Raw genomic sequence first — 14410 nt, forward strand, 5'->3', positions numbered from 1 at the left:
ATTTGTAGCGTGCAGCCTGAAACCGGCCTGCCGAACCGACAATTTCGGGACATGATAAGGTTTCATCAGCAACTAATGTAGAAAGTCTGTGTAACTTCGCCGTGGTGGCTAAACCCATTATACGTTTACTCATCACGAATTGCTTTTGGCATTTCTGCAATGAGCTGTTCATTTTCCTTATGTCCGATTACAAAAAGTCATTTAATGCGATTCCTATATCATAGCGCCTTGTTGATTGTTTTTTTCATCACGGCCTTCTCAAGTAACTCATCTTCCCAAACAAGTCCCGGCAAGCGTATTGCCACTACTACGTCCGGTAATTCATATGCGGCAATCGACAAAAAAGCGTTAGAGATACCCGATACGAGTACTTCCTCCACGACAAGTATTGCCGCTTATATCAATACCAATTTCACCACCGATATAGATAAAGCACGTGCAGCCTTCATCTGGGTGGCATCCAACATCAGTTACGATCTGGACAATATGTTCGCGCTGAACTTCTATGAAAAAAAAGAGGAGAAAATGGCGAAGGCACTGAAAACCCAAAAGGGTATTTGCGAAAACTACGCACTGCTATTTACGGACATCTGTACAAAGGCTGGTATTAAAACGTTTGTAGTAGAAGGATTTACCAAACAGAACGGGTTTACCGATTATATCCCACATGCCTGGTGTGCTGCTCGGATAGATACAAGTTGGTATTTGTTTGATCCCACCTGGGGTTCAGGATATGTCATGAATAGAAAGTTTGTTAAGAAGATTGACAACAGCTTTTTCAAAACAGCGCCTGCAAAGCTGATCAAATCGCATATGCCATTTGATTACCTCTGGCAATTATTAAATTATCCGATCACCAGCACAGCATTCTATGAAGGTAAAACCGGGGAGAATCATACAAAGCCTTATTTTAACTACAACGATTCCATCATCGCCTACGAAAAGATGGATGAGATGATTTATTACGCAGCAGCAGTCACCAGGATGGAACAGAACGGACTTCGGAACGCTATGCAATTCGACCGGTTACATCATTTAAAACAAGCCATTGAAATTGATAAGCAAAATAAGATAGCGAATCAATATAATGCTGCAGTTCACAGTTTCAACCTTGCCATTAATTATTTCAATGATTTTGTTAATTACCGGAATCAACAATTCAAACCCGAACAAAGCGATGCCAACATACAAGCTATGCTGGATGCACCGGCAAAGAAAATAAAAGCGACCAATGGTTTTCTGGACCAAATCGTAGCGCCGGATGCCAATACGGCTAACCTAATTGCCACCCTGCGTAAGGAAATCGTTAGTCTCACTGACCGCATTGATGAGCAACAGGTATGGCTGAAAGCATATTTACAGAAAGGAAAAGCAGGGAGGAAATCGATGTTTACCAAGTATACCTGGTTCGGGGTACCACTGAATTGATACCGTTTGTAAGGTACTTTTAGCAACTTTGTTAGCCACTTGATAGAGAGTGGCTAATTTATTTATGGCATGGCAAAAATTATTGAGCTACCGTATATCAAACCAACACCAGCATCATGTTGATATTTTTTATTGATACCAATAGTTGATATCCTTTGTTTTAAAGCGTCCACATAACACTTATTACACGTATCTGATTCATTTAAAATACATTCTCTTAAATATTTCACCAGACACATTTCCAGCTATCTGTCAATAACGTTCACCCATAAACGCTGAATTGTTTTTTCTCTGCTTTTATACTCACACTATCATTGTATTTTATGTACTCAATAAACTTTACGGGTACACGAACACTGACATATTTATGCAGTATCAAAAATTAAATTTAAACTATTCCGAAATCCTTAAAATCAAAAAAAATGAAAAAAACAACATTCACAGGCAAGGCACTAAACAGAACAACCCTGAAATCAATTAATGGTGGTGAACGCAAAGCAAATTTCTGCGTTACCGAAACCAAACCTTGTTCTAATAACATTGATTGTGTATACGCTAACTGTATCTGCTCTTTCAGATTTGGATCAGGTTTGTGTACAGGACAATTCTAGGTTTATTACTGTCACTTTTAACAACCTCATTTAGCCACGCTATAAAGCGTGGCTAATTTATTTATGTTATACCAACACCTGATTTTGTTTACCATCATTGTATCGTTACAAAACCAATGTTGTATCAAGCTAGTTTAGAAAGGTTGTGTATTATCTCTACATTTATATTGTAGTACCTCTCTTAATAATCATAAAGCCCATGGAAGAATAATATCATCCATGGGCCTTATATTACTTATCTAGGACAAATGAACGAATTCGGCACACAGATCTGTAGACTATGGCAGCAATATTCTCTGGGAGGACAATCATCATCCGTACGACAATAGCCCTTTCTTTGAGCGGCAGCGGCACCGCCCACAATCGCCTTCAACTGTTGTTTTGCAAGCACTTTTTTCGCACCCAATGCAATAGCGCGTAAGTTCATTTTTTTCATTTCGCAAGCATTTAATGATGAAATAATAATTTCTAACAAGACAAATCTACAATCCTTCATTCCGGTATATCCGGAATGAAAAATTCGCTCAAATTCATTTACACAACTCAAACACTGCTGTAGGGGAAAAGCACAATTTGTCTATCATTCCTATCTGTTTCATCTTTTCTCTTGGCAGCACTTCTCCATATTTTAAAAACAAGCAGCTGATCATCTCTCCAGCCTCTTCATAATAGTAAGTTCTCCGGCCTCTATCGTATTTTATAGGATACCCCATCTCTTTCATATCATTCAGAATTTCCGACAGCGTACTTCTACTTACATTATTTCTTTTTGCAAAGTGGTCTAAATTGCCCGTAGCCTTTCTTTGTATCATATAATCTATATACTTCAGGCGATTAATATATTTCATGATAGCCATAGCCTAATCTTATGCGGTTAAAAAAATATCCATCACGTAAACTATAATGGTAAAGGTGCCTCATCCCCTTTATTGGGATCCCGTAAGATTCCCGGATTTTCCACTATATACCTATTCAGTACATCGCTGATACTGAGTAAGCCGGAATATTCCGCTATTCCTTTGGTGCGTGTTGTCTTTGTAATTTTAACCTTTCGTTCATCCATCAACAGCTTAGCTGCTTCGGAAGCATGACTTTTGGGCGCAGGAAAGTTTTCTGGAATGGCAAGCATAGAGAACAGTTTTATAGGGTTAATCGTAAATGCAGTGTTAGTAAATCCCAAATGACATTGTTAAATACTTTAAACAATCAGGCTCACTGCGTTTTGTACAGGATATCACCCCTCTTTATGGAAAGCACTATAATAAAATCTGAGGGTTTTACATTAAAACAAAGACTGACAACAACATCATCGCGTCTTTATGGGTTACGAAAACGAAACAGTATTTTCATTGGGCTATTTTGAAACAACAGGTCAACAATGTATTATCTTAAATTTAGCAATAGATTCGTGTTTTTACAAAAATTTTTTCCGGAGTTATTTTCATGCTATTTTAAAAGAGAGACGAACACGGTACGATACAAGTATTCCCAGTCATACGTTATATCATTAACTACGATTTTTCATCTAACTAGAAAAGAATATAGTATCACAATAGGCTACAAGGTTATTAAAAAGCAGATTGAATGGCGATAATAAATATCGTTCGACACCCCAGCAATATCAAGCCGCACCAAATCACAAATCAATCTTTCACACCAACAAAAAAAGTGTGCAGCGAATATCGCCGCACACTTTTCAAATCTTTTGTAACCGACAATCTGCTATTGCACTTTCGGTCTTTTGAACAAACGTATCACTTCGAGCTGCGCAGCACCAGGTGTCACAAAATAGGTACGTACCAATCCTTTCTCTTCTCCTTTAGGAAAAATCACACTGAATTCGTCTATCTTACTTTTTGCCTCACTGTCTTCAAAATACCAGCTGTCTGTAGTACCGGTTTTCGTAAAGTATAAGGTATATCCGTTGTTTTTATCTTTAAATCCATCCTGTGGCAGATAATTAACTGTTACCCAGGTACCGGGTTTTACATGCTGAGCGATATTCACTTTTTTTCCTGCCGCATTTTGCAGAAAAATATCCAGTGCGTCATTGCTCTGCGGATAATAAACATAAAAGCTCAGTTTGTTGGTAGCCGGATCGGCAGCCACAGGTGCTATTTTCAGGATATTTCCATTAATGTACACAAAAGGGAAAAATACTTCCAGTTCGCTGGTCTCCAGATTCAGCTGTTGCTGGAATAACTCCTTACCTGATGTCTTGTCGTTTATTTTAAATGATAACTCTTTCTTGGCGGAAGGATAGGGGTATACCATGCTAAAAGAAACAGATTTATCGGGCTTCGTGGTGAACTTGCGATAAATAGTAGTGTCTATCGACATTTCCAGTTCAGCTTCGCCCACATTGTAGCCCGACACCTCAATATTAATGACTTTCACCACTTCTTTTTCTTTACTGCAAGCGTTCAGTATAACCAAAAGGACAAATAGTCCAAGTACTTTTATTGTTGACATGATCTGTTTATTTTTAGTAATCCAGGCGGGTAAAAAAACTCATGATATTTCCATTGGGAGATTCCGAGAAAATATAAAGCTTGGAAGCCGCAGTGGACGCCGGTGGTTTTGGTGCTGAAGATGAAATATTGTTCCAGGTATAGTCAGTGCCATCAACATAAGGGATATTCGTACCTGGCTTGTATATTCTTACCTGAAAAGACACTGTGGTTATTACGCCATTGTATTCCTGTCTTCCTGTGGTAAAGGTAGAAAATGTGGCTGACTCACTGAATTCATTTGGTTTCACATTCCTGATCCGCGTAATTTCCTCAAATACCTTTGGCGTAGCGAAATACTTACCTATTACCAAATCCACCGGTTCGCTATAATGAGTAAACTCCGGAATAAACATATAGGTAAGGCTGATTTTACCCTTCTCTACAGCAGGTTTCTGCGGCATATCACGCACCTCTCCATTCATATAGAGGAAACTTAAATCAGCTACGTCCTCTCCTCTTTTATATTCTTTTTCCACCACCGATTTGCCTGTGCTTTTTTCAGTAATGCTCAACCTCACTGTTTGCTGATCTCCTTTAAAAATAAACGATTCTCTGTGTTTAAATGAGCCTTTTGTCAGTCCCAACGGCAAATTAAACGTATCCACTTTTACCCTCAGTTCTTCCTCAGTAGCGTTATATCCTGCAAGGTTGATCTGTAATACCTCCTCTTTATAGAGAATATTATCCCGGTCTTTGTTACACGCAAGCATCATAAACGTCACGATGCCCGGTAAAAGCCAGCTTATTTTATTTATTTTCATTTTTGCTGTTTATCGTTGTTAAAAATTATAGGATACAGACAGGCTGAACGAAGCGCCTACTTTACGGATAAAGGTATCGGTATCGCCTACACGAACTTTATTTTTCCCGTCGGGTGCAACTTCATAATGCCCTGCATCATACTTCTGAGAAAAACCTTCTTTCCATTCATATACATCCGACCATTCATTCATGTTCATATCACTTGTAGCCGGTTTGATCTGATAGGTGTTCTGGCCATTGATGAAAAACCGGTATGGACTATTGGTAAGATTGCTCACGTTCAATCTTACATTCAGTTTCTTATCCTTCAGGAACTTGTAGCTCAATTGTGCATCTACCTGATCCCGTGGCCGTTCCAATTCCGAATAATGGGGTTGCATACCTACCGTAAAGGTTTTATAGCCCGAGTGATTGATGGCTATATTGGCGCCAAATCGTTCCCCTGCGTATTGCAGACCGATGTTGTACAATACCGGTACCTGTCCGTACAAAGGACGTTTTTCTTTCAGGTACGTTTTCGTCCGGTAAGCATAAGTCTTACCGTCGATATCCGCGCCTCCTCCTATTGTTCCGTAACGGAAAGCGCTGGCCTGCACCTGAGAGTTTTGTATAGTCAGGTTTCCGCTGAAATACAGGTTGTCTAAAAACTTCGCGCCTTTAGCAATAAATCCGAGACTCTTACGCAGGTCTACTTCCCAGCCCGTAACATCTGCATAGTCTGAGTTGGCAGTCAGCAGATCTACTGCACCACTGGTATTGGTAATATCCAGGTACATCTCTACCGGATTTTTGAAATGCTTTTTAAAATAACCCGCTGAGATTACCTCTCCTGCTCCAGGGTACCATTCTACCCGCAGATCGTAATGCGTGATTAATGTAGAAAGCACGCCCGTATTACGCTGTATACGGCCGTAGAGGTAGTTGAAACGTGCAAAGCTTGAGTTTTCAATCAATGCCGGGCGGATAGCCGATTGGGCGAACGAAGCCCTGATGTTGAAGTTGGAGAATGGCGTAATGGTCAGGTTGCCCGAAGGAAGGAACGCCCACGGCTTATCGTCTACGCTGGCATCGACGGTCTGGTGTACCAGCTTACCGGTTTCCGGATCTACATAACGCTGCTTATCCGAGTTATCCAGGTTGGCCTGTGATACCTTATCTGCTGCTTCATCCTTTATCTTCTCATATTTGTAATATTCTCCCCTGAGGCCCCATACCAAACGAAGCCAGGGTGTAAAGCGGTTATCCATCATCGCATACACAGCCTGGTTATTATTCTTACCCGTATAAGTGTTGTTATTGAAGGCTGCCGGGTAATAGAATGCATCTGTCAGCGGATTCGCAAAATCAATGTTCCATTGATTTACCGGTTTAAATGCATCTTTAAAATTTCCGGCTACCCCGATTGGCAAAACATTCCAATCGTAGTGTCCTTTTTTATCCATATACTGAAAACCAGCTTTCACCACCTGCGGTAACGTTTTCACAGTAAACCGATAGCTCAATGCTGCATCGGCCATCCAGTTGGTTTCAACATACCTGTAGGAAGAACGGCTTAACTGTCCGGGGTTAGCCGTGATACCAGGTTGAGGCAGATAGTTGTAAACAAAACCATTCAGCGTTTTCAAAGGACTCAAATTTGCATCTACAGCGTCCTGCTCGTGGTTGGTCACTTCATTGCGGGCTACGCTCCAGTCAAATTTTAAACGTCCAAAATTATGTTCTCCATTTATTCTGTTCTGTAACAGATCTATAAACTTAGGCCTGTCATACTCATTGAGCGCAGGATTCTCGCCAAATCCGAGATCATCTCCCCAGCCGGATATACGGAAAAACTGATTGGCAAATACCCTGGAGTAAAAATTGCGCGCAGTAATCCGGTGGTGTTTACCCTGCCATCCTGCATTGAGCAATGCTCCCCAGCTGGTGGTGAAATTGTATTGTTGCGCCTTTGATTCTTTGAGCTCCTCCAGCGTTTCCGGATTATACAGATTGTTGTTCTTTTTGTTGAAGGCGCCGCGTTCAAAATGCACGATATCATCTATAGCCTGTTCGTTACGGTAGCTCAGCGATCCCACGAATCCGATACGGCTATTCCTCAGGTTATAGCTACGCCCCAGGCTAAACTGATAGTTCTGTCCGGGAGCCGCTTTATAGGTACGGGTACCCATTCTCTCCAGACCGCCAATTTCTTTATTCTGGGCAGCGATCATTTGCGGCGTAACTTTTTCTATTCCGGGAGTGGGGATAAAGTTATAAGGATTCTGAGGATCATAGTTACCGGTGTTAATCGTCATGATCTCTTTGGGAAAGTGATTTCTGCCTCCGTCATCGAAGCCCAGGTAATCGCTCTTGCCACGTTGGAAGCCCAGAAATTCTTTACCTGTACTACCATTGATGTATTTACTGCCGAAGCTGAGGGTAGTAAAATTGTTATCGGCAATGGCCAGTGTATTGATCTGCACCATTCCTCCTCCAAAACCGAACCCCATATCAGGCGTAGCTGTTTTGGATACCACCACATTATCTACCAGGTTACTGGGAACAATATCAAATTCAAAGTCACGTACCTGCACATCAGTGCTTGGCAGCGCGGCGCCGTCCATCATAGCCATGTTATATCTCTCCGCTATACCACGTACTACCACCCGCCTGTTGTCGGTTGTACTTACGCCTGAAATACGTTTCAGGGTTTCTCCGATATTTTTATCCGGCAACGCAGCAATCTGCTCGCGGCTGATACCATTGGAGATACCGGCTTCCGTTCGCTGCCGGTTGTATAGAGAGGCGGCTGTTTCCTTTCTGACAGAGGATTTCACCACCACTGTCGCCAGATTACCTTTCTTTCTTTTAAGGGTGGCATTTAAGGTAAATGTTTCGTTTTCATTGATGGCTACGCCACTCACCTCTTTGGTACCATATCCCATTGAACTAATTAAAACCACGTATTTCCCTTGCGATAGCGGTAATGAAAAACCACCCGCATCATCTGTCACCGCTCCCATTTCACCCACGCGGATAGTCGCACCAATCACCGGCTCCCCATTTTCTTCGTCTATGACCTTCCCCATCATACGTCCTTTGTCTTTTTTAGCAGGAGCAGACTCTATTTTCTCTTTTTCAAATAATACCATTCCGCCGGCTATCTCTTTATACCCCACATTTGCCTGCTGTAATAAATACTGCAGGATGTCTGATAAGTTAGCCTGTTTAAATTCCTTCGGAGATACCTGCCATTGTGCAAGTCTTAATTTACCGGCGTCGTAGGCGATATTCACCGGAGAAGCTTCCTTCACCTGCCGCATGGCGACATCCAATGTAACATTTGCAAATCGAATTGACAGTTTTACCGTTCCGGGCGACTGTGCTTTTAATCCGGATGCCACCAGCATCAGGCAACATAGCATCAGCATCAACCTTAACTTGGTTGGGGCCAGTGTCCCTTTTTCTTTTTTCTTCATACCTTTATGATTGCTTTTTTTTAGATGGTAATGTTGCTTTCGTCAAAAATGGCATTACCAAAGTGTTTGGCAAATCCCGTTACCAGCGGGATTTGCTATTAATACAATATGATTGTCTTTCCTTGTATCTTGTATTGTATGCGATGAACCGCTGCCAGAGAGGCTATAATGTCGTTTATGCCAGTCTTCTGTATAAAGAATTTGGCATCATAATGCAGCTCACGGATATCATCATTATAGGTAACCAACGCTACACCGTATATTTCCTTTAACTCCGAAGCCACTTCCGAAAATGTAGCAGATTCCAACAGCAAAACACCTTGCTGCCAGGCCAATGCCTGTTTCCAGTCCAGGCTATCAATACTGGCATGCCGGCTCACCCGGTCCCATTCTAATCTTTTTCCTTTCGACAGCTCCGTTATTACTTCCGTGCTATCGCTCACCTGTACCCGCCCCTGTTGTACCCATATCTGTATCGACGGCCGGTCGGTGTATGCCTGTATATTGAAGGCGGTGCCCAACACTTTGGTTTCCAGCGTGCCCGTCTTCACTATAAAAGGTTTGGAACCGTCTTTCTGCACATCAAAAAATGCTTCTCCCATCAATTCCAGGCGTCGGTTTCGTTTTCCGTAGTGAGAACTGTATTGCAGCGTCGTACCGGATTTCAGCCATACCTGTGTATTATCAGGCAATTGTATTTGTTTAATTTCACCCAAAGGAGCTGTTATCGTATAATACGTAGTGGGCTGGTTAGCCAGGAAAAGCCAGGAAGCACCGATCACCAGCACGGTAATGCACGCAGCGGCCATCAGCCGGCCACGCAGGCGTACTACCTTCCCATCAGCCGCATGCTTATTTATTTGTTCCAGGATGTGCAATTGAATGCTGCCCTTGATGGCATTCCTTTTCCCTTCTTCCTGCCAAAGTCCGATCGGCCTGGTATCATCCACCGAATGATACCAGTCATCAACGAGGCTCCGCTGATCTTCATTTGTCTTTCCCAATAAATAATCCCGAAGTAGTTTTAACCGGTTGTATAGATTCATATGACAGTCCTTCTGCTATCTACATACCGGTTTAGGCAGGTGGTACTATATTTTCAATGTTACCGAATTGTGAATTCCTGAAACGGGGATAGATTACAGGATAAAGGGCAGGAAAATCGCCTGGCTTTGCAAGCGACCGCGAAGCCGTTTAAGGGCATTATGCACCTGATTTTTGACGGTTTGCTCTGAAAGGGACAGGCGCAGTGCTATCTCCCTAACGGATAATTCTTTTTCATAGCTGAGTATAAAGACTTCCCGCATTTTATCGGGCATGGAGGTAATTTCCGATTGAATTCTTTCCCTTAATCTGTCGAATTCGTAATGATCCTGCTTTTTTTGTTCGGTTTCGTCTGGCAGGCTATAAATAGATAATGGTAAATCCGTGGTACCCTGTTTGGCCTCGCGGTAAAGATGTCGGATGACACTGTATTTTAAAGCCGTAAATAAATAAGGACTCAACTTATCCTCCACAGTGATCTGCTGCCGGTTTTCCCAGGCATGAATAAAAATATTCTGTACAAAATCTTTGGCTGTTGCTTCGTCAGCCAGCCTGCGGTAAGCCATCGAAAACATCTCATCCCAATACCGTTCAAACAAACACGTAAACGATACCGTATCTCCCTGCTTTACCAGTTGCCATAATGCGGCATCATTTAAAGTGTTTTTATCCATTACAAATTACCTTGCGGGCACAAATATATAGTTACTGTTTTATCAAAATGTTATGCAGGGATAGTAAGTTCCCAGATGGATGTACTTTTAATCACTGCTGTAATGTTGCACTTTTCAATGCTTTTCCGGCGCCATTGCTGGCTGTAACATGCTGTCCGTAAGGATAGTACGCCGTATATTATCTTATCATTAACTTACATTACCTATACAATAAATAAGCACGTCCTCACCTGTTTCGCTGCATTCCTGAAAATATATTAACCTATCCAGCTGCCTTCCATCATAATTCCCGTATAACCGTGACATTTATCACCTAAACTTCTTATCAAATGTCCTTGTCCCATAGACCCGGGATGGCCCAACTTTGCATTATAATAAATCAACAAAATGAGACTAAAGGACGAAGTAGCTGTGATAACTGGCAGTAACAGCGGTATCGGTTTGGGTATTGCAGAAGCATTCAAAAATGAAGGTGCGCGGAGTACCATTACAGGCAGGAACCAACATACTATCGATGCTTCCATTCAACAGCTGGGCAATAATTTCATCGGGTTAAGGGGCGATGTGACGCATATGAATGATCTGGAAAACATCTTCCAGACAACAGATCCTCTAAGCAATTCAAATATCTTCATTTAACACATAACTTGTACTCCTTCCTCCGGCAGCTTCTTTGACAAGCAGTCCACGTTCAATTAAATCCTGGATATCCCGAACAGCTGTATCCTGAGATGTTTTAGCGATAACCGCCCACTTAGATGAAGTTAACTTACCATGAAATCCATCCAGGAGTTTGTTCAGCATAAGCCTTTGTCGTTCGTTAACTGTTAGTGTTGCCGGATGCTCCCAGAATTTTGCCTTTTTTATCACGGCCGCCAGTATTGTGTCAGCAGCACTTACAGCCCGATCCAGGCATGAAAGGAACCATATTAGCCATGTTGTAATATCCAGTGTATCCTTTTGCGTTTTCTCCAGTATATCGTAATATGCTTTTCGTTCGATCCGGATTTGTGCAGACATACTGTAAAAACGGTACAGACTTTTATCCGCACGTGCTAATTGCATATCAGTAATAGCACGCGCGATACGTCCATTACCATCATCAAAAGGATGCAGTGTTACAAACCAAAGATGTGCAATAGCTGCTTTTATTACAGGGTCTATCTTTTCATGGGTATTAAACCAATTTAAAAAGAGGTTCATTTCTTTTTGAAGGATATCTGAATCAGGCGCCTGAAAATGTATTTTCTCCCTACCCATACCTCCTGAAACAACCTGCATTGGATCATCCTTGCTGTTATTTCGCCATGTTCCCACTACAATTTTATGTATACCACTGTATCCCGTTGGAAATAAAGCAGCATGCCATCCAAAAAGACGCTCATCAGTTAAGGCTGTATCATAGTGTTGAGTGGCGTCCAACATCATTTCAACCACGCCATCAACGGCTCTATCGGCTGGAATCAGCCCTGCCACTTCTATTCCCAGGCGTCGCGCAATGGAAGATCGGACCTGATCATGATCCAGTATTTCACCTTCAATTTCGCTCGACTTCAGTACGTCTGTTGTCAATGTTTGCAAGAGTGCTTCTTCCCGCAAAGAAAATCCCAGATTTTCCATTTGTCCCAAGAGTCTCCCCTGTTTATGACGTACTTCTCCCAAGGACGCGCTAATTATTTCGCTGTCCCATTGAAAATCTGGCCATTCTTTAAGCTGATAGATAAACATTCTACGCACATTATGCGGTGAATATAGAATATATTCGCCGCACCTACAAATCTTTCTACGCATTTCATGCGGAGAATAAAATTACATTTATCATTAAAATATTGATAATCAATTGTTTTTATTAATTATCAATTTTCAATCACAACAATAACATGCCTATAAATATGTAAGTGTCTGCTTGGGGGGGAATCAATCTAAAAATTGCCAGGAGAACAGATATCGCAATTAGTAATCAACTTCTCCTGTTTCTATTTCTCCCACTTTATATCCCAACATGCTCGTTGCAACTTTCTTAATTTCTTTACCCCAGATTGCCCATTCGGATGCATCCATCAATCCTGAGAACTGGATTCCGCCCGGCTCAACAGAGACTAAAATATGTTTCTCATTTTCATTAAAACTAAACCAATAAGGTATTCCTGCTTCACCATACTCGCCTCCCCTACCATGTCCTATCCAGCCATCAAGTTGTTCGTATACCTGCGATAATTTATTCCAAATTGCTTCCGGCGCATCATACCTGATGTTCAACCTCATTTCCTGATGGGTCATAGCGATGATTTTTCAGATACCAATGTAGACTTTCGATGTGATATAATAGCTATTCCGGAATCAGATTTATCATCATCCGGAATAGGATAAGTCTTCTCTCTCTCTTCTTTTTTGCGCTAAATAGTTTCGAATGGAGTCCCCTGTTTACCCTGAACAGATACAGTATATTTTGAAGCCCATGAAAATAAAAACGCCGACACTGACCATACAGAAGTAGCTATATTTGTAGCTGTAAAACAGCCATGAAAGCATTAGACAATTTCTATCTGAAACTAGACGAGCCAATCAGGGCTACCTTTCTTGCCCTGCAGGAAATTATTATGTCCGTAGACAAAGACATTACGCATGAATTGAAATATGGCATGCCTTTTTTTTGTTATAAAGGCAAGATGTTTTGTTATTGCTGGACGCATAAAAAGTACCTGCAGCCCTATATCGGCATTGTGGAAGGCAAACACTTTGAGCAATCATTTCTAATACAGGAGAAGCGCTCAAGAATGAAAATAATGTTGATTGATCCGGCAAAAGACCTCCCTGTCAAGAGAATAAAATCAATTATTCAGCAGGCATTGCAATTATATAAAAGTGGTATTATCAACATAAAAAAACATTGAATCCGCTATAAAAACTAACAGGCTTTCAGGCATACACCTGAAAGCCTGTTGATTTATCGACAGATCAACTACATAACCGGTTTCCGCAATACTTCAATCAAACTATTAATACCTGATTTCCCAAATCCCTGCGCTACCGCAGCATCACTCAGGTTAAAAATCATTTCCGGCAACGTTGTATTAATACCAGCTTCCCGGCTGGCTTTCAGCACATGTTCGGTACCGGCTCTCAGCATGACCATATTATTTTCCGCGCCGCTGTAAGTTCTTTCATCCGTTTCCCGGCTGGTAGCTGATTCCGCCAGCAATACCGGCATGAATTGCATGAAATTATGTAGATAAGGTTCAAAAGCAGCCGCTGTGATGCCGGCAGACTGCATCAGGGCGATGGCATGTAATAAACCGGCTACTGACGCATACATGTAATCGAGCAGCCCCTGATAATACAACATGGCCAAACGGGGATCTTCACCCCGGAAATCAGTAGCCGTCATCACCGATAATACCGCCTGATAGCGATCAAAAATGGTTTTCTTCCCACTATAGAATGTATATATTTCCGGGCCTTCCTGCCCGATATACGGCGGTGGCACCATAATACCGCCTGAGAGAAAGTAAGCTCCCAGGTTGGCAGCCCAGTCTGCCGCGGCAGCTACAGTACCGGGTGAGTCGGAACTCATATTCACGATAGTCTTTCCTTTCAATTCTGCTTTTGCAGGCTCCAGTACGGAATACATCGTCGCATATTCCGTCAGGCTGATGATCAGCAGCTCATTGGCCTTTACAGCAGCCGTAATATCCGGCGCCAGCACCACGCCCTTTTCAATTAACTGCGCCGCCTTTTCAGGTGTACGGTTCCACACCGTTACCTGATATCCTTTATGCAGATAAGCCGCAGCCATCGCCCGGCCCATAGGTCCCAGTCCGATTACCGTCAATGCTCCTGCATCTTTTGCTTTGTTTTCCATGGTGTTACATTTACACTGTAAATTAGAACAGGAGGCTTCAAAGCAGCTTTGCAGTTGT

Annotated in this window: 13 protein-coding genes; 3 read left to right on the plus strand and 10 right to left on the minus strand. The window is 42.0% G+C overall.

Annotation, left to right across the window (positions count from 1 at the left end; all coding sequences use genetic code 11):
* Positions 1-204 precede the first annotated feature (204 nt).
* Complete coding sequence (locus tag OL444_RS30590) at positions 205-1428, plus strand: transglutaminase domain-containing protein (protein WP_264726898.1); 1224 nt, start codon at positions 205-207, stop codon at positions 1426-1428.
* A 1141-nt stretch (positions 1429-2569) separates the two neighbouring features.
* Here OL444_RS30590 and OL444_RS30595 read toward each other — a convergent pair.
* From OL444_RS30595 to OL444_RS30625, 7 genes are all read right to left on the minus strand, one after another.
* Positions 2570-2896: a hypothetical protein gene (locus tag OL444_RS30595; RefSeq protein ID WP_264726896.1), complete on the minus strand. Its 327-nt coding sequence runs from the start codon at positions 2894-2896 to the stop codon at positions 2570-2572.
* A gap of 41 nt (positions 2897-2937) precedes the next feature.
* A complete protein-coding gene (locus OL444_RS30600; RefSeq protein WP_264726894.1) occupies positions 2938-3168 on the minus strand; it encodes a hypothetical protein in 231 nt (76 codons plus the stop codon).
* Between the two features lie 593 nt (positions 3169-3761).
* Positions 3762-4511: a hypothetical protein gene (locus OL444_RS30605; RefSeq protein ID WP_264726892.1), complete on the minus strand. Its 750-nt coding sequence runs from the start codon at positions 4509-4511 to the stop codon at positions 3762-3764.
* A gap of 13 nt (positions 4512-4524) precedes the next feature.
* Positions 4525-5313, minus strand: a complete 789-nt coding sequence (locus OL444_RS30610) for a hypothetical protein (RefSeq protein WP_264726889.1) — start codon at positions 5311-5313, stop codon at positions 4525-4527.
* An 18-nt stretch (positions 5314-5331) separates the two neighbouring features.
* On the minus strand, positions 5332-8772 hold the full coding sequence (locus OL444_RS30615; protein WP_264726887.1) for a TonB-dependent receptor: 3441 nt from the start codon (positions 8770-8772) through the stop codon (positions 5332-5334).
* A 98-nt stretch (positions 8773-8870) separates the two neighbouring features.
* Positions 8871-9818 (minus strand): FecR family protein, encoded by a 948-nt coding sequence (locus OL444_RS30620; protein WP_264726885.1) that lies wholly within the window; start codon positions 9816-9818, stop codon positions 8871-8873.
* Positions 9819-9911: 93 nt separating this feature from the next.
* Positions 9912-10490, minus strand: a complete 579-nt coding sequence (locus OL444_RS30625) for an RNA polymerase sigma factor (protein ID WP_264726883.1) — start codon at positions 10488-10490, stop codon at positions 9912-9914.
* A 387-nt stretch (positions 10491-10877) separates the two neighbouring features.
* Between OL444_RS30625 and OL444_RS30630 the strand changes: the two genes are divergently transcribed.
* Positions 10878-11129 carry an SDR family NAD(P)-dependent oxidoreductase gene (locus OL444_RS30630; protein ID WP_307735015.1) on the plus strand — a complete coding sequence of 84 codons (252 nt, stop codon included), beginning with the start codon at positions 10878-10880 and terminating at the stop codon, positions 11127-11129.
* On the opposite strand, the gene OL444_RS30635 is transcribed toward OL444_RS30630, so the two are convergent.
* Both OL444_RS30635 and OL444_RS30640 read right to left on the minus strand, forming a co-directional pair.
* Complete coding sequence (locus tag OL444_RS30635; protein ID WP_264726881.1) at positions 11112-12218, minus strand: Fic family protein; 1107 nt, start codon at positions 12216-12218, stop codon at positions 11112-11114. The two genes, OL444_RS30630 and OL444_RS30635, sit on opposite strands and share 18 nt — an antisense overlap.
* A gap of 225 nt (positions 12219-12443) precedes the next feature.
* Positions 12444-12770: a hypothetical protein gene (locus tag OL444_RS30640; RefSeq protein ID WP_264726879.1), complete on the minus strand. Its 327-nt coding sequence runs from the start codon at positions 12768-12770 to the stop codon at positions 12444-12446.
* Positions 12771-13012: 242 nt separating this feature from the next.
* Between OL444_RS30640 and OL444_RS30645 the strand changes: the two genes are divergently transcribed.
* Positions 13013-13384 (plus strand): DUF1801 domain-containing protein, encoded by a 372-nt coding sequence (locus tag OL444_RS30645; protein ID WP_264726877.1) that lies wholly within the window; start codon positions 13013-13015, stop codon positions 13382-13384.
* A 68-nt stretch (positions 13385-13452) separates the two neighbouring features.
* On the opposite strand, the gene OL444_RS30650 is transcribed toward OL444_RS30645, so the two are convergent.
* Complete coding sequence (locus tag OL444_RS30650; RefSeq protein WP_264726875.1) at positions 13453-14352, minus strand: NAD(P)-dependent oxidoreductase; 900 nt, start codon at positions 14350-14352, stop codon at positions 13453-13455.
* Between the last annotated feature and the right edge of the window lie 58 nt (positions 14353-14410).

Origin of the sequence: Chitinophaga nivalis, from assembly GCF_025989125.1 — a bacterium.
Lineage (GTDB): Bacteria > Bacteroidota > Bacteroidia > Chitinophagales > Chitinophagaceae > Chitinophaga > Chitinophaga nivalis.

Excerpts from the sequence above, each read along its gene's own strand:
- OL444_RS30600 (WP_264726894.1), bottom strand. The coding sequence starts at position 3,168 with ATGCTTGCCATTCCAGAAAACTTTCCTGCGCCCAAAAGTCATGCTTCC.
- OL444_RS30625 (WP_264726883.1), bottom strand. The coding sequence starts at position 10,490 with ATGGATAAAAACACTTTAAATGATGCCGCATTATGGCAACTGGTAAAG.
- OL444_RS30605 (WP_264726892.1), bottom strand. The coding sequence starts at position 4,511 with ATGTCAACAATAAAAGTACTTGGACTATTTGTCCTTTTGGTTATACTG.
- OL444_RS30620 (WP_264726885.1), bottom strand. The coding sequence starts at position 9,818 with ATGAATCTATACAACCGGTTAAAACTACTTCGGGATTATTTATTGGGA.
- OL444_RS30610 (WP_264726889.1), bottom strand. The coding sequence starts at position 5,313 with ATGAAAATAAATAAAATAAGCTGGCTTTTACCGGGCATCGTGACGTTT.
- OL444_RS30645 (WP_264726877.1), top strand. The coding sequence starts at position 13,013 with ATGAAAGCATTAGACAATTTCTATCTGAAACTAGACGAGCCAATCAGG.
- OL444_RS30650 (WP_264726875.1), bottom strand. The coding sequence starts at position 14,352 with ATGGAAAACAAAGCAAAAGATGCAGGAGCATTGACGGTAATCGGACTG.
- OL444_RS30630 (WP_307735015.1), top strand. The coding sequence starts at position 10,878 with ATGAGACTAAAGGACGAAGTAGCTGTGATAACTGGCAGTAACAGCGGT.
- OL444_RS30640 (WP_264726879.1), bottom strand. The coding sequence starts at position 12,770 with ATGACCCATCAGGAAATGAGGTTGAACATCAGGTATGATGCGCCGGAA.
- OL444_RS30635 (WP_264726881.1), bottom strand. The coding sequence starts at position 12,218 with ATGTTTATCTATCAGCTTAAAGAATGGCCAGATTTTCAATGGGACAGC.
- OL444_RS30590 (WP_264726898.1), top strand. The coding sequence starts at position 205 with ATGCGATTCCTATATCATAGCGCCTTGTTGATTGTTTTTTTCATCACG.
- OL444_RS30615 (WP_264726887.1), bottom strand. The coding sequence starts at position 8,772 with ATGAAGAAAAAAGAAAAAGGGACACTGGCCCCAACCAAGTTAAGGTTG.
- OL444_RS30595 (WP_264726896.1), bottom strand. The coding sequence starts at position 2,896 with ATGGCTATCATGAAATATATTAATCGCCTGAAGTATATAGATTATATG.